The sequence below is a fragment of the Pedobacter boryungensis genome (genome assembly GCF_013204825.1).
GTDB classification, from domain to species: Bacteria; Bacteroidota; Bacteroidia; order Sphingobacteriales; family Sphingobacteriaceae; genus Pedobacter; species Pedobacter boryungensis.
This window is the reverse complement of sequence record NZ_JABMKV010000002.1, coordinates 96,701-123,691: the sequence shown is the minus strand read 5'-3', so window position 1 is coordinate 123,691 and position 26,991 is coordinate 96,701. Positions and strand designations below refer to the sequence as shown.

Below are 26,991 nucleotides of genomic sequence, written 5' to 3'. Positions count from 1 at the left end.
ATATAAATTGCATGCATAACCTAAACAAACATGAAGAAACTTTACCTTTTTAATCTGTTCTTTCTGCTAATGCTATGTAATGCTTTCGCACAAAATCAACAAGATTATAGTAACAATATCCGCTTAGCTCAACGAGTTAAAGCGCTTTCAGACAAATACCCACAATGGGTAAAAACTAAATCTTTAACGCAAACCGTAGGTGGAAAAGACATTTGGATGCTGACCATGGGTTCTGGTAAAACGGAACAAAAACCAGCTATTGCAGTTGTTGGTGGTGTAGAAGGAAAACATCTTTTAGGTGTAGAAATGGCTATCGGCTTTGCGGAAAAATTAATGGCTTCCTCTAATGTAGATAGCATTAAAAATCTCCTCAACAAACAAACATTTTATGTATTTCCGAACATGAGCCCAGATGCTACTGAACAATATTTCGCTAAAGTTAAATCTGAGCGTAGTGGAAATGCAATGAAAACGGATGACGATAGAGATGGCAAAGTAAATGAAGATGATGTAGACGATTTGGATGGAAATGGAAAAATTACTTGGATGCGCATTCTTGATCCAACAGGAAAATATAAATTAAATACCGATGATCCCCGCTCTTTATTACTAGCCGATGCCAGTAAAGGAGAAACTGGAAAATATATTTTATTGTCTGAGGGAATAGATGATGATAAAGACGGTGATTTCAATGAAGACGGTGATGGAGGAATTCATTTCAATAAAAACTCAAGTTATAATTTTAAAGGATTTATGCCCGGAACTGGAGATTATGCAGTTTCAGAAAAAGAAAACAGAGCACTTTTTGATTTCTTATTTGATGCCTTTAATGTATATGCCGTAGTTACTTTTGGTCCTACGAATAACTTATCTACACCAGTTACTTTTAATCCCGCGGCAATTTCTAAGCGAGTTATTACGGGTTGGTTCGATACGGATGCAAAAACAAATGCTTTAGTTTCTGAACGATATAATAAAATCACCAAAACAAAAGACGCACCAAAAACTCAAGCAGAAAGTGGCGATTTTTCACAATGGGCATATTTCCATTACGGAAGATTAAGCTTTAGCACACCAGGTTGGTGGGTACCTAAAACTGCACCAGATTCGGCTAAAAAAGAAAAGAAATTTACAAATGAAGATCAAACAGCCTCTTATTTACGTTGGGCTGCAAGTCAGGGAATTACAGACACTTTCACCCCTTGGAAAGCCGTTTCTCATCCAGATTTTCCAGGAAAAACTGTGGAAGTTGGCGGTGTTGATCCTTTTGTGTTAATCAATCCACCTTATAAAATGGTAGATGGAATTGTAGCGAAACACACAGATTTTATTGTAGGATTAGCAGCGATGGCTCCTCAAATAGATATGGTAAATGTGAAAACTGAAAAAGTTGCTGACGGATTAACTCGTGTTACGCTAAGTGTTTTAAATCGTGGTGATTTGCCAACGTACACAAAAATTGGAGACCGTAGTTATTTCTTAAAAAAGATTACAGTAAAAGTAAATACTAATGCGAACCAAATCGTAGTGAGCGGAAGGAAGACCCAGTCATTAGAGGGTATTCAAGGTAAAGAATATAAAGAATTAACGTGGTTGATAAAAGGTACCGGTAAAATAACTATCGATGCTGGCAGCCCAACCACAGGAAGTAAATCTATTGAGGTATCACTATAAATCAGACAAGACAATGAGAATCAAACATACTATTCTTCTGGCTGTACTATTTTTGTGTGCCGGAAATTTAAAAGCTCAAAAACCCGAAAATCTATTAGCAGCAGTTGGTACACCACCAAATCCTAAAGTTCAAATTAGTTGGAACCGTTACAACGATCATACGGCAATTACAGAAATCTGTAAAAAATTGGCCGCAGCTCATCCAAACTTGGTAAAGCTTGAATCGATGGGTAAATCTTTTCAGGGGAAAGAACTCTGGGTAATGACCATTACAGATACAAAAGTTGGTAATGCCGATAAAAAACCTGCCATGTATATCGATGGTAATATCCACTCTAACGAAATACAAGGAAGCGAATTCGCCTTATATACAGCATGGTATTTAGCAGAAATGTACGATGCGGGTAATAAAGCAATCCAATCTTTACTAGCGGAAAAAACTTTCTATATCGCTCCAACCATTAACCCAGATGCGAGAGATAGTTTTATTCATCAAGCAAATACAGCACATTCTCCTCGTACAGGATTAATACCCATTGATAACGATAGAGATGGAGCAACAAACGAAGACGGCTTTGATGATTTAGATGGAGATGGAAACATCGTAATGATGCGCCGTAAAAGCGCAACTGGTCGTTACAAAGTCGATCCAACAGATTCTAGAAGAATGATTATGGTAGGGAATGATGAAAAAGGAGAATATGAATTATTAGGATCAGAGGGAATTGATAATGATGGCGATGGTTTCGTAAATGAAGATGGTGAAGGCGCTTATGATCCTAACCGCGATTGGGGATGGAATTGGCAACCAAATTATATTCAAGGAGGTGCTTATAAATATCCTTTCTCCATCCCAGAAAACAGAGCAATTTTAGATTTTGTAATGAAACATCCCAACATCGCGGCAGCTCAATCTTACCATAACAATGGCGGGATGATTTTAAGAGGCCCCGGCGCTTTAGAAGATTTAGACACATACAATGCACAAGATGTAAGAGTGTACGATGCGCTAGGTAAAAAAGGAGAAGAAATGCTTCCAGGATATAAATATTTAGTGGTTTATAAAGATTTGTATTCTGTTTTTGGTGGAGAATTAGATTGGTTTTATGGTGGAAGAGGAATTTATACATTCTCTAACGAATTGTGGACTGGCTATTCGATGTATAATAAAGCTGATGGTGAAGATAGCCAAACACAGATATATACTTTTGATAAGGACCTCTTGATGAAAGATGCATTTGTAGATTGGCATCCGTATAAACATCCAACTTATGGCGATATCGAAATTGGTGGATTTAAGAAAACATATACACGTTTACATCCGGGATTTTTGTTAGAAAGCGATGCTCACAGAAACATGGCCTTTAGTATTTATCATGCGTATAACACTCCAAAATTAAACGTAGGAGAAATTGAAGTGAAAGAAATAGGTGGTGGATTAACACAAGTAACGGCGGTAGTAACCAACGACAGAATGATTCCTACACACTCAAGTCAGGATGTAAAAAATAACATTGAAACACCAGATATTATCTCCTTAACTGGTGGAAATGTGGTTGCAGGGATGATTGTAAATAACCGTGATATGAATTTTACAACTGAACAAAAAATGGATCCAGCAAATATTAAAGTAAATAATATTGCAGGTAATTCTTTTGTAACTGTTCGCTGGTTAGTAAAAGGAGGAAATAGATTTACTGTAAATGTAAGTAGCAAAAAGGGTGGTGTTGCCAGCAAAACTAATTAACAAATTTGTCATACTGAGCCTGTCGAAGGATCTTTAAAATATTATTAAATGAAAAAATATCTATTAGGCTTTTTACTAATATCTGCTTATGCGCAAGCACAACAGCTTGCTCCTTTATCAGTTCAAAAAATAATGCGTGACCCAAAATGGATGGGTGTTTCTCCAACAAATTACAGATGGTCTGAGGATAGTAAAACTGTTTTCTTTACATGGAATCCTGAAAACAAGGAAAAGGACCAACCTTACAAAGTGAGTGTTATAACTAACAAACCAGAAGTTGCAACAGAAAATGAAGCAACAAAGGCTGCTGGAAATAATTATACCTACAATAAAGACAGATCTTTAGCCTTGTATGAAAAAGGAGGCGATATTTACTTTTACAATGTTAAAAGCAAAAAAGAATCTAGGTTAACAAATACGGTTGATCGTGAAAATGGAGCTCGATTTTTATATAATAACGATGTTGTTTTTCAACGTGGCGATAATTTATTCCAGCTAAATTTAACCACAAATGAACTTAAACAATTAACCAATTTTGTAAAAGGTAAAAGACCAAATGCTCCAGAAAGACCTCTTCCTTCATTACAAGATACTTGGTTAAAAACAGAACAAACCGAACTTTTCGATATTATTAAAAAACGCAATAAAACAGGTGGAAGAGCTCAAGGTTTTGCAGGTCGTGGACGTTTTGGTGCTGCTTTTGATCCAAATCAAAAAACAATAAAACCTATATATCTTGAAGACAAGTTTTTATCAGGATTAGTGACAAGCCCAGATGGAAGATTTGTGAGTTATCGTTTAACAACGCCAATAACAACTAACCACAATACTATTGTTCCTAATTACGTAACAGCATCTGGGTATACAGAAGATATTACTGGAAGAACTAAAGTTGGCGAAAACCTGACTATATCAGAAAGCTTTTTATACGATGGGGAAAAGGACAGTGTCTACACCATTAAAATTGCTCAAATTTCAGGCATAAAAGACTTACCAGATTATGTAAAAGACTATCCTAAAGAATTAGAAGAACGGACTAAGAAAAACGAAGATCGTAAAGTAAACTTGGGAAGTCCAGAATGGAATGAAAACGGAACTACTGCAATTATTACTGCTGATGCGCAAGACAATAAAGACATTTGGATTTTAAAGTTAGATGCTGCAACAGGTAATGTATCTGTCTTAGATCGTCAGCGTGATGAAGCATGGGTAGGTGGCCCAGGAGTTGGCCGAGGTATCGAATGGATTGATAATAATCGTTTTTGTTTCCAAAGTGAAGCAACAGGCTATTCCCATCTGTATGTTTTCAATGTTGCAACAAACGATAAAAAACAGATCACCTCAGGTAAATGGGAAGTGCAAAGAGTACAATTATCAAAAGATAAAACTACTTTTTATATCTCTGCAAATAAGGAGCACCCAGGCATTACCCATTTTTATAAGGTTGGTGTAAACGGCGGTGAATTAGTTCAAATCACTGCTATGAAAGGCGGAAATGAAATTACATTATCCCCAGACGAAAAATGGTTAGCCATCAATTATTCATATATGGATAAACCTTGGGAGCTCTATATCCAAGCAAACAAACCAGGTGCAAAAGCGGTGCAAATTACAAAATCTACTACTGCAGAATTTGATAGTTATAAATGGCGTCAACCAGACCTATTGTCATTTAAAAATCGTTATGGTGATGATGTGTATGCAAGAATTTATCCAACATCAAATCCTCACCCTAATAAGCCAGCGGTAGTGTTTGTACATGGTGCTGGTTATTTGCAAAACGTTCATTACTGGTGGAGTCAGTATTTTAGAGAATACATGTTTAATAATCTACTAGCGGATAATGGATATACCGTAATTGATATTGATTACACAGCAAGCTCTGGCTATGGTAGAAACCATCGCACAGGAATTTATAGAGACATGGGTGGAAAAGACTTAACGGATCAAGTAGATGGTGTTAAAATGTTGGTAGAGAAATATGGCGTAAATCCTAAGCATGTAGGCTTATATGGCGGCTCTTACGGCGGGTTTATCACATTGATGGGTATGTTTAAGGAGCCAGAAGTTTTTGCGGCAGGGGCGGCCTTACGCTCTGTTACCGATTGGGCACATTATAATCATGGTTATACAGCAAATATTTTAAACGAGCCGTTCAATGATCCAATTGCCTATAAACGGAGTTCTCCAATTTATTATGCCGATAAACTAAAAGGAAACTTATTAATGTTGCATGGTATGGTAGATGAAAATGTACATTTCCAAGATATTGTGAGATTGACTCAGCGTTTCATCGAGTTAGGGAAAGATAATTGGGAACTAGCTGTTTACCCAGTGGAAGATCACGGTTTTGTAGAGCCGAGCAGCTGGACAGATGAGTATAAACGTATTTTTAAATTGTTTGAAACAACGCTTAAGAAATAGATAAACATAAATAATTATAGCCGCTGATTTGCAGAGTAAATTAACAATCTGCAAATCAGCGGTTTTTCTATTAAATAACAAATTAAACAATGCGTCATTGCGAGCCATGAAGCAATCTTATGGCGAAAGTCTATTTTGCTCTTCAATAAGATCACCTCATGCCTCGCAATGAACAAAATACCGACCAATAATCTAAATAGATAATAACTAATTTATAAAAACAATATATAGTTTTTGTCTATAACTATATCAAGATTAAGTATCTTCTATAAGTTCTTAAGCATTGCTTTCGACCTTATATTGCCGTATCTTTGCAAAAAAAATTAATTTATATATGGCTATAGTAGGTAAAAAATTTCCGAGTGTTAGTATTGATGCAATGTCCGAAATGGGCGATGATTTGAAAATCAATATATTTGAAGAAGCAGTAAGTAAAAATTCTAAAGTGTTGTTATTCTGGTATCCAAAAGATTTTACTTTTGTTTGCCCAACAGAATTACACGCATTCCAAGCAGCATTACCTGATTTTGAAAAAAGAAATACCATCGTAATTGGTGCCTCATGTGATACAAATGAAGTTCATTTTGCATGGTTAAATACAGCAAAAGATAATGGTGGTATTGAAGGTGTAACCTACCCCTTATTAGCAGATACACACAGACATTTAGCTAATATCTTAGGTATTTTAGATCAAGATGTTGAATATAATGAAGCAGGAGAAGAAGTATTCTCAGGATCTAATGTAACATACAGAGCAACTTATTTAATTGACGAAACTGGTAAGGTTTTCCACGAAAGTGTAAATGATATGCCATTAGGTAGAAACGTTAAAGAATATTTACGTTTAATTGATGCTTACAGCCACGTACAAAAACATGGTGAGGTTTGTCCAGCAAACTGGGAAGAAGGTAAAGAAGCAATGAATGCAAACAGAACTGGAGTTGCAGAATACCTAAGTGCTAATTAATTAATAAATCCTATGTTTTTAGAATTAACAGAAGATAATCTTCAGCAACATTTGACCGAAAACAGCAAGGTAATGGTGAAATACGCAGCATCTTGGTGTGGCAATTGTAGAATTATGAAGCCGAAGTTTAAAAAAATGGCATCTGAAAATGAGGAAGTAGCTTTCTTAATTGTTGATGCAGAAAAATATCCTAACTCAAGAAAGTTTGCCAACGTTGACAATTTACCAACTTTTGCAGCTTTTGAAAACGGCCAATTGGTTGATCAAGTTCAAACGAATAAAGCCGAAGGATTAGCAGTATTATTTACAAAAATAAAGTAATGAAAATTCCAGTTATAAGACAGTTATTTCAAAATAGCACTCCAGAAAAATTGGAAGCAACATTAGAAGTTTTAGAAGCGTTTTGTGAGTTTAGAGGCGTAAGTGAAACTGAAGTGGATGTTGCAGGCGAAATGATTACCAATATTTGTGGAGCGCTAGAGGTTCACCAAATGGTAAAAGAAGGTGCAGTTGAAAAAGATGCATTGAATGCTTTTGGACAAAGAGTAATGGGATCTATTGATCGTTAAAATTCTTAGATTATATTTAAAACAAAAGTGGCTCACAAATTTGTGAGCCACTTTTGTTTTAGGTCATTTCGTCGTAATGACTTTAAGTATATAAAGTCTTTCCAAAACAACCTCCACTTACGAAATACATTCCTATTGAATTAGGATATTTATCTGCTCGGGAATAATATAACTTCCAAGAATGAGATTAAGCTAAATTTCGCCCAGCGTTAACAATACCATAAACTGTTCTGATGGCTAATTTTTCATAAGCCTGCTGTTGCTCAGCATTCAATTTGTGCTGTAATCTTTCTAAAGCATAATGCTGAATAAGAACTAGAGGTAAAATTATTTTCTCACGTACAGCAATAGATCTCTTCTCTACAGGATAATTTTCCATTAAACTCTGATGACCAGCCAACTTTAATAACATGGCCCTAGAAAGCTCGAATTCATCATATAAGGTCTTCCAGAATTCACCATACGTTTTATCTTGCGCTAAATAAGCTGTAATAGTAAAATCAGATTTACTCATAGACATCATACAATTGTCGATAATAGTTTTGAAATAACCAGAGTCCTGATAAGTCTTTACTACCTGTTCCCAATTATCAGCCTTTTCTTGGTTTTTTAAAGCTGTTCCAATTCCATAGAACCCTGGAATATTCTGTTTCAACTGACTCCAAGAAGTTACAAAGCTAATGGCTCTTAAATCTTCTAACTTTAAAGCTTCGCCAGAATTTCTTTTTACCGGGCGACTACTAATTGTAATTTTAGAAAGTAAGGTTAAGGGCGATAAGGTTTCTAAGTAAGGTAAAAACAAAGGATGTTTGCGCAAAGCTAAAAACGATTCATAGCTATCATTTGCCATTACTTCTAATGTGTCATAGTTTTCTGGATCTAACAACACATTGTGTTTCTCCTTTACTCCAGCAGAAATACCCGCATTAATTAACTGTTCAATATTAAAAGCAGCACTCTCAATAGATCCATATTGTGAGCTAATGGTTTGACCCTGTATAGTTAATTGAATGTTTTTGTTCGCAATCTCTTTACCCATTGAGGCATAAAAACGATGTGTTTTACCTCCTCCACGTGCGGGCGGACCACCACGACCATCAAAAAAAGCTAGTTTGATGTTGTGCTTTTCGGCAACTTCTGTTAACTCAACTTTCGCTTTAAAAATAGACCAGTTGGCCATTAAATAACCACCATCTTTTGTGCTATCAGAAAAACCAAGCATAATATCTTGTTTTCCGCCTCTGCTAGCCAAGTGTTTTTGATAAAAAGGATGAGTATATAAAGTTTTCATGATTTCGGCTGCGCCAGATAAATCATTTACCGTTTCAAACAAAGGCACAAAGTCAATAGTTAATTGATCTGCTTCCCAACCGTTCCATAAAAACAATTCTATTAACTGTAAAATATCACTCGCTTGTTGACAATTACTAATTATAAAACGGTGACAAGCCAATTCGCCATTGCTTTTCTGCATGTCTTTAATTTGAGCAATAGTCTGTAAAGTATCTTCAATCAAACCGTCCTGCTCACCCGTATAAATTATTTTGGCGTTTTTAAAAGAAAGTGCTTTTAGTTTTTCTGACTCAGTTAATTTGTCGTAGTCTTCACTAAATAAAGCGTTAATAGGTTTTTGTTGACGGCAATAGGCATGCACGTCTCTTAAAATTCTACTGTCTTGTCTAATATCTAAAGTGGCAAAATAACTTCTGTACAATTCAACTTTACGCAACAAGTCATCAACTAAATCAGCAAAAAGCCCATCATGATCATTAGTTAAAATATCTTTAATTTGTTGTAGGTTTTCTAGCAAGAAGTCCGAAATATCTGTTGGTTCGAGATTGCTATCGAATGCATTTTTATACAGTACGTCTTGTAAAACAGCAATAGCACCTTCAACCCCTCTAAATGTAATACGTCGTTTTATATTTCTAAAATCACGGTAGTAACATCTAAATAAAATTTGACGTAGCATTTTAGAAACTTGCAAAGTTGTTTCCGGATGTACATTTGGATTTCCATCTCTATCGCCCCCTGGCCAAAAACCTAGTTCGATTATCTTTTTAGGATCGATATGGTATTCGCTTAAAAGCTGATTTAACCCTGATTGGATATTTGCTGCGGCGAAATAAAACACGTTTTCTAAATACCATGCTAAACTTAATGCTTCATCAACAGGTGTTGGAGATTTTTTATTGAAAAAAGGTGTTTTACCCAGTTGTTGCAATAACTGATTAATGGTGGTAATGTCGTTTTTCTTAATGGCTAATGTTAAATCGTTGATAATAGCCAATACACTACCAGGATAAAACTGTGTTGGGTGAGCGGTTAAAACCAAGCGTAAAGAAAAATCTTCTATAAGTTGATCAACCTTATGGTGTAGTTTTTTATTGTCGTTAGCCTTTAAAAACAATGCCCTTAATGAACTCTGTTCATCCGTAATATTTAACTTATTAAATGAAGCGTCTTCAACAGCATCAAACAATACCACTTGTCTTTCTATGTATTGAATAAACCTAAAAAGTAAATCAATAATATCCTTTGGGTCGGTATTTGGAGTATATTTCTCAAAAAAGTCTTCAATCAACTTTGCTGGAGTTTCATGCTGCTTTACTCCTTCTTCGCAACTTTTAATAAACAAAGGAAGCAAAGTTCCAGTGTCTTTTACCTTATAAAATGGTAAGGTTAAAAAAAGGCTATTGTATAACTCGAAACGAGAGATGACCTCGTTATTAAAAATCGATTCTCGCTGACTAGTGGGTTGATGTGCTTGCATGGCGAAAAGATAAGGAATTTGTATTTAGATCACAAAATTATTACAAAATCAATTAGTAATAAGAGTAATTATTGTAATATTCGAAAATTCTCAAGCTGATTGAGGCTTTAAGGGTTTAATTAGAACCTAATCATTATGAAATTGATATTTCTTACACCAAAAAGAGGTAAATATTAGGAATATAAATTTTGAACTTTTGCAAATAAGTCATATCTTGGATTTTATTAAAGGTTAAACAAATCTTTTAAAAGTATCCGCAAGGTTTTGTAAGAGAATTCTTGTAACAATTGTTAATTTTTTGGGAAAAAAAAGTCCCGGCATTATGTCGGGACTTTTTTATTTAATGGGCGTCTACTGGTATATTCGTATTCTTTTTAAACTTTTGCAGGTACAGCAAAGGAATAGAACATAACATAATCAGTCCGGCTACCCAATACGCATCGTTGTAAGTAAGCAGCATCGTTTGCTTAATTACAGACCCTTCAATTGCTTTCATTGTCATTAGTTTCGCATCTAAATAAGAAGCGCCTTTTGCCATGAAATTACTAATCAAGCCATTTAACTTTTGAGTAAATGAAGGATTATAGTCGTTAATATTCGTTAATAAATTACTTCTGTGGAAACCCATACGAACGTGGATGAGTGTAGTTAATGCTGCAATTCCGAAAGAGCCCCCTAACTGTCTACTCATGTTATTCAATCCAGATCCTTGTCCAATTTCAGGACCAGTTAGATCTTGCATAGCCAATGTAGTTAATGGAACAAACAATAAGGCCATTCCAAAACCTCTAATCACTAGTGGCCAGAAAAAATCGCCAGTTCCTGAGGCTAAAGTAGATTTACTTAACATCCAACAGAAAACAAAGAACAAGAACATTCCGCCTGTAGCCATAAATTGTGCAGGAACACCTTTCTTTAACATGATACCTATAAATGGCATCATAGAAATAGTACAAATACCACCGGCAATAAATAACTTTCCGGTTTGTAAAGGTGTAAAACCTAATAAGTTTTGTGCAAAAACTGGGAATACGAATACAGAGCCATATAAACCAAACCCTAAAATGAAGGAAGTAAACATCCCGATAGAGAAACTTCGTTTCTTCATGATTTTGAGGTTTACAATAGGGTGATCTGTACTTAGCTCTCGCCAAATGAACAATAACAAACCAAAAACAGATGCTATGGCCAACGCAGTAATATAAGGCGTAGAGAACCAATCTTCACTCTCTCCTTTTTCTAAGAGCGTTTGCAAACTACCAACAGCAATTGCTAGTAACCCGATACCATACCAATCTACTGGTTTTCCCTTTCCGTCTTTTGGCGTCTCTCGAATAAACGTTATGGTACAATAGGCGGCGAGTATACCAACGGGAATGTTTACATAAAAAATCCAAGGCCAATCTGCAATCTCTAAAATATAACCACCAATTGTGGGCCCTACTGTTGGACCAACAACCGCACCTAAACCAAATAGAGCAGTTGCAATACCAACATCTTCCCGTGGCCAAGTCTCGATAAGAATGGCTTGCGCCGTAGAAATTAATCCACCGCCAGCTAATCCCTGTAAAATCCTAAACAAAATTAATTCACTTAAGGATGTTGCATTACCACACAAAAAGGAAACTACTGTAAAAACGATGATGGAGGTTAAGAAATAATTTTTACGACCAAAGCGACTGCCCAACCAACCCGACATAGGAAGGATGATTACGTTCGCAACAGCATATCCTGTAGATAACCAAGCAATATCCTCGAGGGTTGCGCCTAAGTTACCTTGTATTTGAGGAATTGCTACGTTTACAATCGTTGTATCAATCAGCTCCAATAATGAAGCAGTGATTACGGTAAACGTAATAATCCATTTTTTAAAACCTACTTCGGCCATTGTTAGTTATTTATAGATACAGAAACTTTAACGCTCATTCCTGGACGTAGTCTTTCTAATAATTCTTTGTCTTTACCTGAAAATTTAATTTTTACAGGTACACGTTGTACTACTTTCACAAAGTTACCTGTTGCATTATCTGGAGGCAATAAAGAGCCTTTTGCGCCAGTAATTGGAGAAAAATTATAAACTTCTCCTTCAATTGGCTCATCTGGATAAGCATCTACGGTAATTTTAACTTTTGAACCTGGTTTAATTTCCTCTAACTGTGTTTCTTTAAAGTTAGCCGTTACGAACAAGCTGTTTTCGTTTACAATAGCGAACAGGGATTGGCCTGGTTGTACCAACTGACCTTTTTGAACATTCTTTTTAGAAACAATACCTGTTGCAGGCGCTTTAATTTGAGTGTATGATAATTGAAGTTTAGCGAAATCTACATCAGATTGACGTTGACTTACACCAGAACTACTCACACCGAGTTGCGATTGAGTTGTTCCAACTTGTTTAACAGCTGCATTATATTGATCAACTGCTGCCTGATAAGCTGCCTGAGCTGCTGCTTTTGCTGCTTCTGCAGATTCTTTATTCGCCTTTGCTTGATCGAACGCTTGTTGTGTAATTGCACCATCTTTAATTAAGTTCGCATAGCGATTAAAATCTTTTTGTGCTAAACTTAATTTCACATTTGCTGCTTGAACATTAGATTGAGCAGCTGCAATATTTGCTTTTGCAGTACTTGTATTTGCTGTTGTTGCCACAATTTGTGCTTGTGTAACACCAACACCTGCATTTGCACCAACTTGACCAGCTTGGGCTTGCTCTAATTTAATTTTGTAATCACTATCATCTAGGGTTACTAAAACCTGATCTTGATTTACTCTTGTGTTCTCTTCGAAATTAATATCCTTTACATAGCCACCTACGCGAGCTACAACCGGACTAATATCTCCGTCGATTTGCGCATCATCCGTATCAACATGTTTTGTAGAATATATGTATTCGCTAATACCGAATGTTGCACCAGCAATAATTAATACCGCTAGGATAATAGGTAAAACTTTATTTTTCTTTTTTTCTGGTTTTGTTGTCATTGTAATATGTTGTTATGGTTATATTATTGAGAAATTTTTCCTGTTGATTTTAATAAAGTATAGTACGCCAATTTTGCATCGGCCTTTGCCAATTCTAAATTAATTTTAGCTTGGTATAAAAGAGTTTCCGCATCAATTCTATCTGTAGCAGAAGCAATGTTGTTTTTATATTTCGATTCCAATAACCTATCGTTCTCTGTAGCTTGAGCAATTGAAGTTTCTAAAATGTTTATTCTTTGTACAGCCAGATTGTAATTCTGATAGTTTTTATTCAACTCTGTTTTTACATTATCAGCTACCACATCTTTCTGCAAAACAATTTCCTTTTGCTGAATTTTTGCTTCGGCAACTTTATTTTTGTTGTTCCATAAAGAAGCGATGTTCCACGAAACTGTTGCGCCAAGTGTAATTGGCATAATATATTGTTCTGACGGTGGAATAAAATTACCACTCGGATTGATGTAATATAGATTAGCACCAATACCAACCGTAGGTCTTGTATTTGCTTTAATAGATTTGATATTAAAATCGGCCACTTTATTTTGCAAGTCTAATTGCTGTAATTCTTGTCTGTTGCTAAACGCAGTGCTGATGTAAGCACTTAAAGGCTCAACAGGTTTTAAAGGTAAATCGCTTTCAGTAATAGCCACTTCAGTATCTTCAGGTAGACCTAAAAGGATATCTAAATTGTAATTGATGATTTTGCGATTATTTTCAATCTCTAAATCCGTTAAGGAAACATTAGCTTGTTGTAGTTGAAATCTCAACACATCATTTTTAGTAACAATGCCTTGATCAAAAAAGCGTTGCGCTTGTTTCAACTGACTTGCAATGGCTTCTAAATTTTGCGCCACTACTTTTTTGCTTTGCATCACTTTAAATAGAGAGAAATACGTATTGATAATCGCATAGCTAATTTCTTCTTTGTTTTTATCAGCATCTAAACGAGCAACATCTGTTAATAGCTTGGTACTTTCTTGTGCGTATTTGTATTTGCCGCCACCATAAATTACTTCTTGAACAGCTGCGGTGCCAACAAAAGCATCGGCTCTGTTAGGTAAATGTATTGGGTTGCCACCACCAATTGTTAAGGTATTTGTAGGAATTTCGGCATGGTTGTATAAAAAACTGGCAGAAGCGCTTGGCAAAACATTATCTTTTACTACGGCAAGTCTTGCTACTGCCTCATCAATTTTATTTTGTGATAGCTTCAGGTTTTTGCTATTGGCTACACCTAAATCTATAGCTTCCTGTAAACTTAATTTTTTAACAGATTGCGCTTGTAAAGCTACAGGGAGCAGTAAAGCGATGAAGAGTGTTTTGAGTTTATTAGTTATCATTTTTTGGAATTATTATATAGGATTGTACGAGGTGTTGTAAGAAAGCAGATAAGCGTTGTCGAAGTTCTTCGCGTTGTTCATCGTTATCAATATCAAAATTTGGATCATCTATCACTTTATCTGGTTGTGAAGAGACAGAGCTAATTGCACCAAAAATTGTTGCAACGAGCATTCTACCATCTACCTCTTTAAAAAATCCTTCTTTTACGCCGTCCTCAAATATCTTTTCTATTACTTTGCGGTTTTCTCTGATCGCATCTTTTATTTTAGCATATATTTCTGGTCGCTGACCTAAAGAAAGTTCTCTTTGCATCATTCTGTGAAAGCAAACGTTGGAGAAAATCTTTTGCGTGTATTGATCAATAACCCGCATTAGCTTATCAACGGGTGATACCTGAAGTTCGCTTATAGCATTCAAAGTTGTTTTATGTCCAGAAATTCTACCTTCCATAATCTCTAAAAAAACCCCTTCTTTACTACCGAAGTAATAATTAATCATCGCCATGTTGGCGCCCGATTCCTTTGCGATTTGACGGGTAGAAGTGCCCTCGAAGCCAAATTCAGAAAACAACATTTCTGCTGCCCTTAGGATATCAGTTTTCTTATCAGTTTTTTCCATTTTCTTTTTTGACAGGGCAAAGTTAATCAATCGATTGATTAATTTCCAAATTTGTTCGTTGTGGTTTTACAATTAGATGATAAATCATGATTTCATTTATTAGTTAGTTATGCACTTAAAGTACAGGACTTTCTTTTCTACAAATTTTTTTTCGTCATTGCGAGGCACGAAGCAATCTTACAACGATGCAAGCGATATAATTTATCCCTTTAGAATTGCTTCGTGCCTCGCAATGAAAAGTATTTATAATTTAGAAATTGCAGATGAATTATATTTGGCGGTATTGTCATGCTCAGCTCGACTGGGCATCGTAATGCTCTACTAAAGGAAAATTTCGTAGCCTTTTTACCGCATTAAGATTCCCGTGAAAACGGGAATGACGACTTTCCGAAACATGATGTTGTTAAAAAAATTAAAAATTAATTCTGATACAGCGCCTTTCAGTTGCTGAAATTTTTTTTTGCCGCATATGTGCAGATAGATAATTCGTCTAAAATCTACATATCTGCGGCTAATTTTAAATGCTTTATCTATAACACACCCATACACCAAAATAAAAGTTTGTCAACCCTAACCTATACACTTTCGTTCATAGAGAATATGTGTTTTGACCTCTCTTGCATTAAAATTAATTTGTTCTTAAAATATTATCGCAATTGTTTATATAATTAACTGATAATTAACAAATTAACTTATAAATTACTTGTCTAGTATTTTCTTTATCACTAGTTTAGGAATAGCAGAAATGGATGATTTTTGGGAAACAATCAGTCTCAATAGCAACAGCTAAGTTCGCTTGATGCGCTAAACTCAACAACAAGAATAACCAGTAAACTTGAAAACAGATATAATGATTAAACTCTCTTTAAAAACAATGCAGTTCTCTTCGTTTGGTGCTTTACCAGAAAGAAGAGGGCGACTACCGCCAAAGCGCAACAACAGCTAAAGAAGAGTAGAAGATTTGAAACGAGCAATTGTCATATGCTTTTAGCCAATCTTCATGTGAAGATGAACAATTGTCATATGCTTTTAACCAATCTTCATATGAAGGTGAACAATTGTAATATGCTTTTAACGAATATTCATGTGAAGATGGACAATTGTAATATGCTTTTGACCAATCTTCATATGAAGATGAACAATTGTAATATGCTTTTAATCAATCTTCATGTGAAGATGAACAATTGTAATATGCTTTTGACCAATCTTCATATGAAGATGAATAATTGTAATATGCTTTTAATCAATCTTCATATGAAGATGAACTACTGATACTCGTTTATAACTGATTATAAAATCTAAAACAATTCAAATCATTTATTAAAAAGCAATTTATCTATTAATTTCATACCCAGTCACCTATTTATAGTTCATTTTTATGTGAATAAGAATACGTGGGGTTAAACACACAAACCAATGACAAGACCAAGAATTATAACAGGCTTTAGCCGTTATCGCGACACAGAGCTAGATGTTAAAGCAAAATTTATAGTGGATAGTATGACAGCTAATGCAAATTTTTCAACTCCTATTCCAGCGTTGACTGAGATTACTGCAGCAACTAACAGTTACATCGAAGCATTAAGTAATGCTGAAGCAGGGGGAAAATCTCAAATTGCCATCAAAAACCAAACTCGATTACAGTTAGAGGGACTGTTAGAAAAGTTAGCACTTTATGTTGAAGCCTATGGACAAAGCAACGAAGTTGTTTTGTTGAGTTCGGGATTTAGCTTAGCAAAAACAACTACTCCAGTTGGTATTTTACCAAAACCCGAAAACTTTACAGTACAGCCTAAAGAAAAAGGTACTGTTAATTTAAAATTGAGTAGCATTCGTGGCGCTATCAGTTATCAGTTTGAGTATCGCATTTTAGGCGAAGAAACTTGGGTTGTTAATGTGCAATCTAAAAGTTCTTTGGCTTTAACTAATTTACAGAGTGGTGCTCAATACGAGTTTAGAGTAACTGCAATAGGGAGCGTCACAGATCGAATTTATAGTGATGAAGTGAAAAGCTTTGTGTTATAAGAACGTTATTTGTAAATGTAAAAAAGCCACTCACAGAGTGGCTTTTTTGTTGAGAAGATTCGTCATTGCGAGGCACGAAGCAATCTTACAATGTGAAAAAATATATCACCTATCGCTTTAAGATTGCTTCGTGCCTCGCAATGACGGCAACCTCTCCATGACCAGTTTTTTTGTTGTACTGAAAAATAAATGTTTCTTATTTTCTAAAATATGCCGAAAACGTCATTTCCGATCTTAAACCGTCATATCAACATGGCAATGCTTTATACCTTTCCAAAATAGGCTTTAAATAGTCGTTCAATTGCTAAAATACTTCTTCTGCCATTTCTTTTAGGACATTTTTTATCATAAAATGCTGGAGCATAGAAGTACAATCGTTTTATATTGCCCTTTGTTATTAAAAATAAACTAATGCTTCCTCCATCATAAATGTCGTTATCATTATTCCCACTTTTAGCACAACCCTCTCCATCAATAGCATCGTCGCTTATTTGCCATGGTTGATAAGACATAGTCTTCCTCCATAATTTTACTGCTTTTTTGGGTTTAACATATTTTGGATTAAAATAAGAATTGGTGTCAACCTTTAACCGACTAATTTCGATATCTCTTTTTTGAAAAAAACCTCTAATGTTTCTAGGTATCGCATCTAGCCCTCGTCTGTCATAAGGAGAACCGTATAAATACAATGCGACATTACCAGACTGCTTACTTAAAATAAAATGTACAGCTGGATACAGGAAGTCTTGTTGATATGTTAAAATTATAGTGCTGTCTGCATTATTTTGAAGATAATTATACAATGGAGGAATATTTTTTTTATTTTCCTGTGCAGAAACAGCACCCTGAAATAGGATCAAAGAGACCAATACAATTTTCAACAATAATTTATTTTTCATACGATATTATTACTTAGGACAATTTGGTGTCCCCTTTGAGCCTGTATCAGTATGCTTGTAAGGGGCAACAGCACTACCTAATTCTGTTTTTGTCATTGTTTTTGCAGGTATTGCTGGAGTTGTAGCCGTAGCTGGTACTGCTGGAGTTGTGACGAATGTGTCATTATCACTTGCATTGTTATAAATATCTCCCATTCCGCTCCAAGCCAAACCATAAGCATCTTGAGCAGGCATATTGTATTTATTCGTTAAATATGTCGCTATGTCTTGTACAAAATTAGTAAATAGAAAATTATGCTGCTCTGCTTTTGTCTGATTTTTATATGTACTGTTTGTTTGGTAAAGGTAAGCATGTACAACTTCATGGATTAAAGCAGCAATCACCGCCTCTTTAGAAACATCATTGTAATAACCATTTTGAAATGTAATATCTGCTTTAAATGTTCCATTTGATTCAAAACTTGGATTTGTCTGTGCTGGCATACTAATGTTCCCATTAGAAAGATTAATTTTAATGCCATTATTTAAACCAGCATATTTGTTTATTAGGTCACTTAAAAATCCTTTAACATCTTTGTTTGTTGCTAATGCTTCGCTAATTGTAGTCTTTAAGCAAGGGTCTGTAATATTATTGATTATTTCTTTTGTAACAGGTGGATCTTGAGGCAAAGGTTCTTCATCGCATGGACTTACTGGAAGTTTAGCTAATTTTCCACCTCTAAATGCATTATTGTCATAAGTTATTGGAGGAGGTGGATTTCCACTACAAGGATCATAATCTCCCGGTGGAGTTGGCGTAGTTCCTCCGCCACCACCACCACCTCCATCAGGAATATCATAACAAGTTGTAATTTCACTTGTTATATACACGTAACCGGCCGCATCAGAACCAGTTAGCGCACAACGGCTGTCGCCAGGACCATGTTGGCCAGAACCGCAACTATAAGGGATAGCATAATAATAGGTTGTTGTATTACACACTTGCGCTAGTGAAATGGCATTATGATCTTTAGTGGAACTTATTTTTCCTTGAGTGTTTGTTTTACTATTCGAAAGAGTGCTAGGTAGATTTCCAGTGTTTAGATTAAGATAGGTAACACCAATATCTCCATCGAATTTGCCTGCATGGCCCGCTTTCCAATCTGCTATCCATTTTTTTGATGGAGTATAGGTATTTACAAACGCTATAGTACCCGTTGGACTTTCCTCAATTGTTAAATTTTGAAATGAAACTGCTCTTTTGCTCGACAGTTTTACTGGAAATACATAACTGGTATGCCCATTGGCTTTGATTACTTTTATGCTATCTGTTGTTATCGCAAAGCCGTTATAAGTTTCTTCAGTATTTACTGCCATTAACTTTGATTTTGAGGATGGACCAGTAATGAAGGAACTTTTCAATGTACCTAAAGCGTTGATATTGACCTTACTTTTAAATTGAGCAAAATTGATGGTTTCTACTTTAGGCCCATTCATATGGGCAAGCATTTCTTTTTTTCTTGCAGGGTCTAATTTTTCAACGTCATAAATCTCCTTCTTACAAGAATTAGTACACAAGGCAATAAAAATGAATAAGATTAAAGCGTAACTGTTCCGCTTTTCTAGAATGTAATTTTTTTTCATATAGCTAGTTTTACTTGGTTATTTATCTATATTAAATATCAAAATATTTAAAGTTAAAATCAAACTAATTATAAGAATAATCTACTTAAGTAAAACGTTGTAATGCAAATACATAAGCATACCACTAATAATATTGCAGGGTTGGCGAACTATATCAAAACTTTATGATATTAATGGCTTTTTATTGAGTCGTCATTGCGAGGTACGAAGCAATCTTAAGGAAATAGGTGATATTTTACACGAGGTAGATTTGCTATGTGACTCGAAATGACAACAATTGTTATGTGTGCATTTCTGTAAAAGGTACTGGTGAGAAGCTTTGTAGCATAAAGAATTGTTAAATGTGAAAGCCAATCAACTAGAATGGCTTTTTTATCTTAGATTCTACTGCCTATAATTGTATGTTATTAAACATTTAGTTAAAAAATTATTTTGAGTACTTTTTAAAGCGGTTAAAAAAATTGATAATCTCTATTTGGTTCTCTACTCTCATCTCAGTAAAACTAAAGATGAATTCCCTTTTTGGAAGAGTGACATGGCCACTAATCCCGTTGGGAATTTCATTGTAAATATATTTTACTTGATAAAGCTTCTTTTTTTTCAAACTGTCTATCTGTTTGGATAAGGTATAATTAATACCGTTAAGGTCAGAGTTTAAGTACAAATAGGTCGAGTCGGAATAACTCTCATCAATTTTAGTCTTTGGAATATACTTTTCCAATAGAATTTCATCTGATATTTTGATGCTTTCGACTAATGTATCATTTACCTCATTATAAAAGCGCACCCCCTTGAAGGTTTTTGCCTTTAATAATGAATCGACGTTAAATCTTTGGAAGGAGATGCTCGTAATAGTTTCGAACTGAAGTCCGAAAGGGTTATCTTTTTTAAAAATGTAGTTTTTAAACTTTGTTTCCTTTTTTATAACACTAGTAGTATCTCGGTTAGTTTTAGTGTCATTAATTTTGCCATAGCTATATTCGGTATGTGCATATGGCACGCGAATTAATACTAAACTATCCAAATAATATAGATAACAACTATCTGCCATTTTTTGAAGAGATCCATCTGCCGGGTTAACTAGAGGAATGGACCATCTTATAGCAACAGCATTGAGAGTAGAAGATTTATTTGTTGAACCACACGCAAGTATTATACTCAAGAGAAATAAAAAAAAAATATTGTTTTTCATATTATTCTTCTGCTACGTCTTGGACTATAGTAAATGTAGGGCTAACAGATGAGGAAGTAGTATGTGTGTTGATCGGAGAACCATTACAAACCAATGAACCAGTAAACTCCCAATAAATGGTTATTGAAGCGTTATAAAGTCCAATCGTTGCAACATCACTAATATGATCTACCCGTAATGCTACGCCAATATAAGTCCCGTTCTTTGTATATTTAGTGTGCGTTAGAGTGTCCCAGCGCCAATCAGAACCGACTTTTTTATAATAACCAGTTTCTGTACTAACATAATTCCACAGACCAAGCGAGTTTTGTATGAATTTCCACTGGTAAATTGCTTTCTTACGGTCTGGGGCTTCGGTGGTAACACTTCTAGAGCCATTTTCTGAAATGCTTTCGTATGTCAATGCGCTCGCAAGATCGGAACAATTGTTGGGATTTGCGGCGTTGCCTCCTGAACCATCGCCAACAAATGTGCAAATCGTATACAAATATTCAACATCATCACTTATAAAATAGCCGTCTTCATCATAATATGTTGTGAGTAGATACCACTCAACGCAATGTTCTCCCTTTTCCCGCACCATAGGGGCGCTCATAGTTTTGTCCCTCCCGTTTGAGGAAAGGTTTTGTACAAGCGAATTTTCTTTTTCGAGGGCTTTTTGATACATCTTCTCAATAATTGATTTTGAAAGGATGGTGTTATAAGACGAATCTTTGCTGTATACAATTTTGGATTTAAAGCCTTTATCGGTTTTATAGATTAAAAGCGCCATACTACCAGTTAGTGGGGTTTGGGAAGTGAGGCTAATTTTCAGAGGCATAGATACTATATCTGTACCATTTTCTAATTTATACGTTTGTGCACTGCTCCATACGGGTTCTTGTTTGAGATTTATTGTTTCCCCTTTGCTGGACCTCAAAACAGAAACGCTAGTTTTTGTAGGAGATGTGTACCAAGATTTTGCTCTGCAATAACGTTTCCAGATTCAACGTTTTCTTTTTTGCAAGAATGGAGAACCAGCACCGTGAACGCAAAACTTAACAAGCTTATGCAAAAATTTAATTTTGAGAACTTCTTCATGGATTTTTTAAAGATTTTGTAATTAATTGCCTATGGATTACACTTTGATTATTAAAAGTAATCAATAATTTTGAATTCTCCTATTGGCTGATGTCTCACCTGCCGAAACTATATTAGTATATAACATTTAAATGATCGGAGAGACAACGGCTAAGAGAAGAAATCGTAAAGCGAAAACTAATTATACCATTACGACGCCCAGTCAAGCTGAGCATCTAAATCGTCATTGCGAGGTAAGAAGCAATCTTAAAGATATAGGGATATACTTTTTCACGTTGTAAGATTGCTTTGGGCCTCGCAATGACGAGAATTGTAATTAAACTGACAGTGGATGAAGCGAGCAATTGGTGAGAAATGTCCGTTAAAAAAGAATAACAACCTTCTTAACAATGTTGCAACTTCATTAAACTTCCTAGTTGGTTTTTAAATCTAAATTGAATTTTCTATATATTATCTGCTTCGTTAAAAAGGATTGAGCATCAGGACTTAGTTCTGCCCATTCTGTTTTGCCATCAGTTTTATTCAAAGTGAAAAATTTTTGAAAATGTTTATTTTCACCGTTAATCACATCTTCATATACAAAATGAAGATAATATAAAGTACGATTATCGTCAAACTCTCCTTTATACATTTCTATGCTAAATTTGCCTAATGAGTTTTCGTTTAATTCAAGATTGTCATATGGAGTATAACTTACACGAACTCTTTTATAAGTATTAGCATCAAACGCAAATAGTTTACTTCTAATTATCTTAGCAGGTCGCTTTCCAATATTACGTATCATTAAATGCCCCCTATTTTCTAAGGTGTCAAAATTGGCATCGCCTATCATGAAGATGGGACGATTTTGGTAAAGTAATTCGGCAGTTGTCTTGGATTGTGCTTCAAATTGGCTTTGAGCAATTTTAGCTTGTAGTTCAATCGCATTCAAATTCTTTTTATTAATATTGTTTTGTATATCAAAACGCTTGTTCTGAATTTTTTCGTTTTCATCCGATTTTCCAGAATCGATTTTCCTTTGATTAACACTTTCTTTAAATTGGCTTTGAGCCAGATTTAATTGTTCGGAAGCTTGCTTCAACTGTATCTTACCTTGTTTAAGTTGCTCAGAACTCTGCTTCAAAGATTGTTGGGAAAAATATATTGTAGCACCCAAAGCAACAAGCGTTAAAACCATCATTAAGAACTGAATGAAACCCTGGTTTCTTTCAAACCAATTTGGTTTTGTTGGTAGATGTTTAGTCTCTGTAATACGTACAACTGTCCTATTATATCTTACTCCTCTCATGTAACTCATTAATTTACAGTCACAAATATATATAGAGCTAATGTCTTTGTTATATCTGAATTATCAACATTGGTAATCCAAATGAAAAAATAGAGTTTTAAATTATAATTTCGACTTGTTTTGGAAAAATGAGTGGTGCTCCATACAGCTGGGTTACCTATATTCCCTACGATATCTTTTTTAAAAGGTACGCTAACTTTTAATAGCTTAAATAATAAATTGTAATTTGGTACTGTGTTTAGCTTCCTCGTCTTTCCCGTGAAAACGGGAACCGTAAAGCGAAAAGTCTGATTATGGCATTAAGATGCCTAACCAAGCTGAGCATGAGGATGCGCTTTAAGCAAAGTATAAGACAACCCAAATATAAATATGCAGATGAAAAAATTATCCTTATTCAAAGCCGTTTTATTAGTACTTACCTTAACTTCTTTTATTCCAAAACCCGCAACAGATTCAAGTAATAGTTGGATAAGAATAAACCTATTAGGTTATCAACCATCATCGAGCAAGGTTGCCATTTGGGCAAGCAAAACCAATCAGGTTCCAGATAAGTTCGAGCTTATTAATCAAAATGGAAAAGTGGTGTACACTTCTACCAATATTAAATCTTTTGGTGCTTATGGCCCGTTTACCGCAACGGCCCGATTAAATTTCTCAGACTTTAAAACACCAGGTAAATATTTCATTCGCATTGCGGAAATTAAATCTCCAGAAATTAATATTAATGATGAAGTGTATCGCCACACGGCAGATTTCGCACTGCGTTACATGCGACAACAACGCAGCGGATTTAATCCTTATTTAAGAGATAGTTGCCACACACATGATGGCTATGTGTTGTATGGAGCAAAAGCTGGTATTAAAGACAGCACCTATATGGATGCCTCTGGCGGATGGCATGATGCAAGTGATTATTTGCAATATTCTACCACTTCTGCAAATGCAACCTATCATTTATTAATGGCTTACCGTGATTTCCCACAAGCTTTTGGTGATGAAAAACAAGCAAACGGTTTGGAAGGTAAAAATGGTAGAGCCGATGTTTTAGATGAGGCAAAGTGGGGTTTAGATTGGCTGTTAAAAATGCATCCAAAAGAGAACATCATGTTTAACCAATTGGCAGATGATCGTGATCATCTCTCAATGAGAATTCCTAAAGAAGATAGTCAGTATGGTAAAGGTTTTGAACGCCCATTGTATTATATAGACGGCGAACCACAACAACGTGGCAAGTTTATGAACAATACCAAAGGTACAAGTTCTACTGCCGCTAAATTTACAAGTGCTTTTGCATTAGGGTCTAAGATTTTCGCATCGGCGGATGAAAACTATGCACAAACATTGGCTAAAAAGGCAATGAGCGCTTTGGCTTACGCAAACATTAAAAAGGGAGTTACCCAAACCGTTTCTGTAAAATCTCCTTATATATATGCAGAAGATAATTGGGTAGATGATATGGAACTAGCTTATGCCTCTATTCCTTTAGTTGATTCGAAATCTTGGAAAAAGAATGCGAAAGAAGCGTTAAGTTATGCGAAAATGGAGCCTATTACACCTTGGTTAACAAGGGACACAGCTAACCATTATCAGTATTATCCATTTGTAAATATTGGACATTACGAATTGTCGAAGCTAAATCCGCTAATGCGCCAACAATTAACTCAATATTATAAACAAGGTATTGAACAGGTTTGGGATAGAGCCAAAAAGAATGCCTTTTACAGAGGAGTTCCTTTTATATGGTGCAGTAACAATTTAACAGTCGCTTTTACACAACAATGTATGTGGTATAAAAACCTAAGCGGCGATAAAAGTTTTACAGAACTAGAGCAAGCAAACTTCGATTGGATTTTTGGTTGCAACCCATGGGGGACGAGCATGGTGTATGGTTTACCAAATGGTGCAGATACGCCCACTGATCCACACTCTGCTTTTACCCATTTAAAAAAATACCCAATAGATGGTGGTTTGGTTGATGGACCTGTGTACACTAATATTTATAAAAACTTAATTGGTATTCAATTAGGTGAACCTGATGAATATGCAGAATTTCAAAGTGATTTGGCGGTGTACCATGATGATTATGGAGATTACAGCACCAACGAACCGACTATGGATGGAACTGCATCTTTAATTTATTTATTAGCTGCGTATGATAGCAGCGTAAAAACAATTCCGAAAGAGTTTCAAAGTTTGCAAGGCGCAATTATTAGAGGTAAAACCACCGAAAAGAAAATCGCATTAGTTTTTACGGGTGATGAATTTGCAGATGGTGGTGAAAGCATTAACAAAACATTGGTGAATGAAAATGTAAAGGCATCTTTTTTTTTAACAGGAAGATTTTATAGTAAGGCTAAGTTTGCATCACTAATTAAAACTTTAAAGGCAAATGGTAATTATTTAGGACCACACTCTAATGGTCATTTGTTATATAATGATTGGACTAAAAGGGATAGTTTACTTGTAACAGAATTGCAGTTTAAATCGGATTTGATAGCGAACTATAGTGCAATGGAAAAGTTTGGGATTAAAATGGGAGATGCAAAATATTTTTTACCTCCTTACGAATGGTACAACCAACAAATTGCAAATTGGACTAGTCAAATGGATAAGCAATTAGTCAATTTCACTTCAGGAACCCGTTCAAATGCAGATTATACTTATCCAGAAATGGGCAAAGCCTATCGTAGTAGTGATGAGATTTACAAGTCTATATTAGATTATGATAAAAGTAATCCTAATGGATTAAATGGCTTTATACTTTTGCTCCATATAGGAACAGATCCAAGACGAACAGATAAATTTTATAATCGATTGCCAGAATTAATTAAACAATTAAAAAATGCTGGTTATGAGTTAGTCACAATTAATAATTTATTGAAAGAGGAGGGTTAAATGCCTAAACTTTTTTAAAATAAATATTTACCTTTGGCACAAAATTATACAAAAATGAGTACAGAAAATAAAAATAGCTTTGAGTGGGTTTGGTACGTAATAGGCCTTTTAGCGGGTATGGCATCAATTTTATCAGTAACAACTAATTTTGGATGGGTTGTTTTAGGTGGTATCTTGGGCCTAATCTTCGCGGGAGTATTTTTAAATAAAATTGTAAAAGGTCGCGAATACTAGATCTTCAACTGTTCCTTTTAATTTTGTTGATATGAAGAAATTAAGCATATGCCTTGTTTTGGCATTATTTTGTCTTGCAGCAACTGCACAAAATGCACCCGCTGTTATTAAGTTTCCAGGTTTGGACGCTAGTCCACTAGATGCACTTTATTATCCACTTAATGCAACAAAAGTTAAAAAAGAAGATACATCATTGCCTATCATCAAGGTATTATATTCTCGCCCACAAAGAAAAGGCAGAGAGATTTTTGGTGTTTTAGAGCAGTTTGATAAAGTGTGGCGTTTAGGTGCAAATGAAAGCACAGAGATTTACTTCGATAGAAAAGTAACTATTGGCGATAAGAAAATTAAAGCTGGTACTTATAGTTTATTTGCTATTCCGAGTAAAGATAAATGGACAATTATTGTAAATAAGCAAACTAGCAGATGGGGACTTACTTACGATGAAGCCAAAGATTTGGTAAGAGTTGAGGTTCCCGTAACTAAATTAGAAAAACCTATTGAGGCACTCTCTATGACATTTACAGATTTAGCTGATGGTGCAAATTTGGTTATCGCATGGGATTTTACTCAGGTAGCTTTACCCATACATTTTAAGAAATAGTAATCTGTTTAAATAATAAAGCCGCTGATGTACAGAACTAAATCTGTTAATCAGCGGCT

The 26,991-nt window shown here is 35.1% G+C and carries 20 protein-coding genes; 10 read left to right on the top strand and 10 right to left on the bottom strand.

Annotated elements, in window-relative coordinates; genetic code table 11:
• Positions 1-30: 30 nt before the first annotated feature.
• The 6 genes from HQN85_RS06920 to HQN85_RS06895 all read left to right on the top strand — a co-directional run bounded on the left by HQN85_RS06920 (position 31) and on the right by HQN85_RS06895 (position 7,381).
• Positions 31-1,674, top strand: a complete 1,644-nt coding sequence (locus tag HQN85_RS06920; protein WP_173270569.1) for a M14 family metallopeptidase — start codon at positions 31-33, stop codon at positions 1,672-1,674.
• Between the two features lie 13 nt (positions 1,675-1,687).
• On the top strand, positions 1,688-3,421 hold the full coding sequence (locus HQN85_RS06915; RefSeq protein ID WP_173270566.1) for a M14 family metallopeptidase: 1,734 nt from the start codon (positions 1,688-1,690) through the stop codon (positions 3,419-3,421).
• A gap of 48 nt (positions 3,422-3,469) precedes the next feature.
• Positions 3,470-5,845 (top strand): S9 family peptidase, encoded by a 2,376-nt coding sequence (locus HQN85_RS06910; RefSeq protein ID WP_173270564.1) that lies wholly within the window; start codon positions 3,470-3,472, stop codon positions 5,843-5,845.
• A gap of 334 nt (positions 5,846-6,179) precedes the next feature.
• Complete coding sequence (locus HQN85_RS06905; protein ID WP_173270561.1) at positions 6,180-6,812, top strand: peroxiredoxin; 633 nt, start codon at positions 6,180-6,182, stop codon at positions 6,810-6,812.
• 12 nt (positions 6,813-6,824) lie between these two features.
• Positions 6,825-7,133: a thioredoxin family protein gene (locus HQN85_RS06900; RefSeq protein ID WP_173270558.1), complete on the top strand. Its 309-nt coding sequence runs from the start codon at positions 6,825-6,827 to the stop codon at positions 7,131-7,133.
• Positions 7,133-7,381 (top strand): DUF6952 family protein, encoded by a 249-nt coding sequence (locus HQN85_RS06895; RefSeq protein WP_173270555.1) that lies wholly within the window; start codon positions 7,133-7,135, stop codon positions 7,379-7,381. Before HQN85_RS06900 ends, HQN85_RS06895 begins: the two co-directional genes overlap by 1 nt.
• Positions 7,382-7,568: 187 nt before the next feature.
• Here the strand turns inward: HQN85_RS06895 and HQN85_RS06890 are convergent, their stop codons facing one another.
• The 5 genes from HQN85_RS06890 to HQN85_RS06870 all read right to left on the bottom strand — a co-directional run bounded on the left by HQN85_RS06890 (position 7,569) and on the right by HQN85_RS06870 (position 15,092).
• The gene (locus HQN85_RS06890; RefSeq protein ID WP_173270553.1) at positions 7,569-10,154 is read right to left on the bottom strand and encodes a phosphoenolpyruvate carboxylase; all 2,586 of its coding nucleotides are present in this window, start codon (positions 10,152-10,154) and stop codon (positions 7,569-7,571) included.
• Positions 10,155-10,494: 340 nt separating this feature from the next.
• A complete protein-coding gene (locus HQN85_RS06885) occupies positions 10,495-12,042 on the bottom strand; it encodes a DHA2 family efflux MFS transporter permease subunit (protein ID WP_173270550.1) in 1,548 nt (515 codons plus the stop codon).
• Positions 12,043-12,044: 2 nt separating this feature from the next.
• Positions 12,045-13,133 (bottom strand): HlyD family secretion protein, encoded by a 1,089-nt coding sequence (locus HQN85_RS06880; RefSeq protein WP_173270548.1) that lies wholly within the window; start codon positions 13,131-13,133, stop codon positions 12,045-12,047.
• A gap of 23 nt (positions 13,134-13,156) precedes the next feature.
• On the bottom strand, positions 13,157-14,473 hold the full coding sequence (locus HQN85_RS06875; RefSeq protein ID WP_173270546.1) for a TolC family protein: 1,317 nt from the start codon (positions 14,471-14,473) through the stop codon (positions 13,157-13,159).
• The gene (locus HQN85_RS06870) at positions 14,463-15,092 is read right to left on the bottom strand and encodes a TetR/AcrR family transcriptional regulator (protein WP_173270543.1); all 630 of its coding nucleotides are present in this window, start codon (positions 15,090-15,092) and stop codon (positions 14,463-14,465) included. Before HQN85_RS06870 ends, HQN85_RS06875 begins: the two co-directional genes overlap by 11 nt.
• 1,416 nt (positions 15,093-16,508) lie before the next feature.
• On the opposite strand from HQN85_RS06870, the gene HQN85_RS06865 reads away from it, so the two are divergent.
• Positions 16,509-17,117 carry a fibronectin type III domain-containing protein gene (locus tag HQN85_RS06865; protein WP_173270540.1) on the top strand — a complete coding sequence of 203 codons (609 nt, stop codon included), beginning with the start codon at positions 16,509-16,511 and terminating at the stop codon, positions 17,115-17,117.
• A 263-nt stretch (positions 17,118-17,380) separates the two neighbouring features.
• Here HQN85_RS06865 and HQN85_RS06860 read toward each other — a convergent pair whose 3' ends face one another.
• From HQN85_RS06860 to HQN85_RS06840, 5 genes are all read right to left on the bottom strand, one after another.
• Positions 17,381-18,016 carry a hypothetical protein gene (locus HQN85_RS06860; RefSeq protein ID WP_173270537.1) on the bottom strand — a complete coding sequence of 212 codons (636 nt, stop codon included), beginning with the start codon at positions 18,014-18,016 and terminating at the stop codon, positions 17,381-17,383.
• A gap of 9 nt (positions 18,017-18,025) precedes the next feature.
• Positions 18,026-19,639, bottom strand: coding sequence for a hypothetical protein (locus HQN85_RS06855; RefSeq protein WP_173270535.1), 1,614 nt, complete (start codon positions 19,637-19,639; stop codon positions 18,026-18,028).
• Positions 19,640-20,066: 427 nt separating this feature from the next.
• Positions 20,067-20,831 carry a hypothetical protein gene (locus tag HQN85_RS06850; RefSeq protein ID WP_173270532.1) on the bottom strand — a complete coding sequence of 255 codons (765 nt, stop codon included), beginning with the start codon at positions 20,829-20,831 and terminating at the stop codon, positions 20,067-20,069.
• A 1-nt stretch (position 20,832) separates the two neighbouring features.
• Complete coding sequence (locus tag HQN85_RS06845) at positions 20,833-21,750, bottom strand: hypothetical protein (protein ID WP_173270529.1); 918 nt, start codon at positions 21,748-21,750, stop codon at positions 20,833-20,835.
• Positions 21,751-22,323: 573 nt separating this feature from the next.
• Positions 22,324-23,199 (bottom strand): hypothetical protein, encoded by an 876-nt coding sequence (locus HQN85_RS06840; RefSeq protein WP_173270525.1) that lies wholly within the window; start codon positions 23,197-23,199, stop codon positions 22,324-22,326.
• A gap of 375 nt (positions 23,200-23,574) precedes the next feature.
• On the opposite strand from HQN85_RS06840, the gene HQN85_RS06835 reads away from it, so the two are divergent.
• Genes HQN85_RS06835 through HQN85_RS06825 form a run of 3 tightly spaced genes read left to right on the top strand, consistent with a single transcriptional unit; the run spans position 23,575 to position 26,932 of the window.
• Positions 23,575-26,094: a glycoside hydrolase family 9 protein gene (locus HQN85_RS06835; protein WP_173270523.1), complete on the top strand. Its 2,520-nt coding sequence runs from the start codon at positions 23,575-23,577 to the stop codon at positions 26,092-26,094.
• Between the two features lie 54 nt (positions 26,095-26,148).
• Positions 26,149-26,328, top strand: a complete 180-nt coding sequence (locus HQN85_RS06830) for a hypothetical protein (protein WP_173270520.1) — start codon at positions 26,149-26,151, stop codon at positions 26,326-26,328.
• A gap of 31 nt (positions 26,329-26,359) precedes the next feature.
• Positions 26,360-26,932, top strand: a complete 573-nt coding sequence (locus HQN85_RS06825; RefSeq protein ID WP_173270517.1) for a DUF2911 domain-containing protein — start codon at positions 26,360-26,362, stop codon at positions 26,930-26,932.
• Positions 26,933-26,991 lie beyond the last annotated feature (59 nt).

Bases quoted from the DNA above. Each gene is read 5' to 3' on its own strand.
- HQN85_RS06920 (WP_173270569.1), top strand. From the start codon at position 31: ATGAAGAAACTTTACCTTTTTAATCTGTTCTTTCTGCTAATGCTATGT.
- HQN85_RS06915 (WP_173270566.1), top strand. From the start codon at position 1,688: ATGAGAATCAAACATACTATTCTTCTGGCTGTACTATTTTTGTGTGCC.
- HQN85_RS06910 (WP_173270564.1), top strand. From the start codon at position 3,470: ATGAAAAAATATCTATTAGGCTTTTTACTAATATCTGCTTATGCGCAA.
- HQN85_RS06905 (WP_173270561.1), top strand. From the start codon at position 6,180: ATGGCTATAGTAGGTAAAAAATTTCCGAGTGTTAGTATTGATGCAATG.
- HQN85_RS06900 (WP_173270558.1), top strand. From the start codon at position 6,825: ATGTTTTTAGAATTAACAGAAGATAATCTTCAGCAACATTTGACCGAA.
- HQN85_RS06895 (WP_173270555.1), top strand. From the start codon at position 7,133: ATGAAAATTCCAGTTATAAGACAGTTATTTCAAAATAGCACTCCAGAA.
- HQN85_RS06890 (WP_173270553.1), bottom strand. From the start codon at position 10,154: ATGCAAGCACATCAACCCACTAGTCAGCGAGAATCGATTTTTAATAAC.
- HQN85_RS06885 (WP_173270550.1), bottom strand. From the start codon at position 12,042: ATGGCCGAAGTAGGTTTTAAAAAATGGATTATTACGTTTACCGTAATC.
- HQN85_RS06880 (WP_173270548.1), bottom strand. From the start codon at position 13,133: ATGACAACAAAACCAGAAAAAAAGAAAAATAAAGTTTTACCTATTATC.
- HQN85_RS06875 (WP_173270546.1), bottom strand. From the start codon at position 14,473: ATGATAACTAATAAACTCAAAACACTCTTCATCGCTTTACTGCTCCCT.
- HQN85_RS06870 (WP_173270543.1), bottom strand. From the start codon at position 15,092: ATGGAAAAAACTGATAAGAAAACTGATATCCTAAGGGCAGCAGAAATG.
- HQN85_RS06865 (WP_173270540.1), top strand. From the start codon at position 16,509: ATGACAAGACCAAGAATTATAACAGGCTTTAGCCGTTATCGCGACACA.
- HQN85_RS06860 (WP_173270537.1), bottom strand. From the start codon at position 18,016: ATGAAAAATAAATTATTGTTGAAAATTGTATTGGTCTCTTTGATCCTA.
- HQN85_RS06855 (WP_173270535.1), bottom strand. From the start codon at position 19,639: ATGAAAAAAAATTACATTCTAGAAAAGCGGAACAGTTACGCTTTAATC.
- HQN85_RS06850 (WP_173270532.1), bottom strand. From the start codon at position 20,831: ATGAAAAACAATATTTTTTTTTTATTTCTCTTGAGTATAATACTTGCG.
- HQN85_RS06840 (WP_173270525.1), bottom strand. From the start codon at position 23,199: ATGAGAGGAGTAAGATATAATAGGACAGTTGTACGTATTACAGAGACT.
- HQN85_RS06835 (WP_173270523.1), top strand. From the start codon at position 23,575: ATGAAAAAATTATCCTTATTCAAAGCCGTTTTATTAGTACTTACCTTA.
- HQN85_RS06830 (WP_173270520.1), top strand. From the start codon at position 26,149: ATGAGTACAGAAAATAAAAATAGCTTTGAGTGGGTTTGGTACGTAATA.
- HQN85_RS06825 (WP_173270517.1), top strand. From the start codon at position 26,360: ATGAAGAAATTAAGCATATGCCTTGTTTTGGCATTATTTTGTCTTGCA.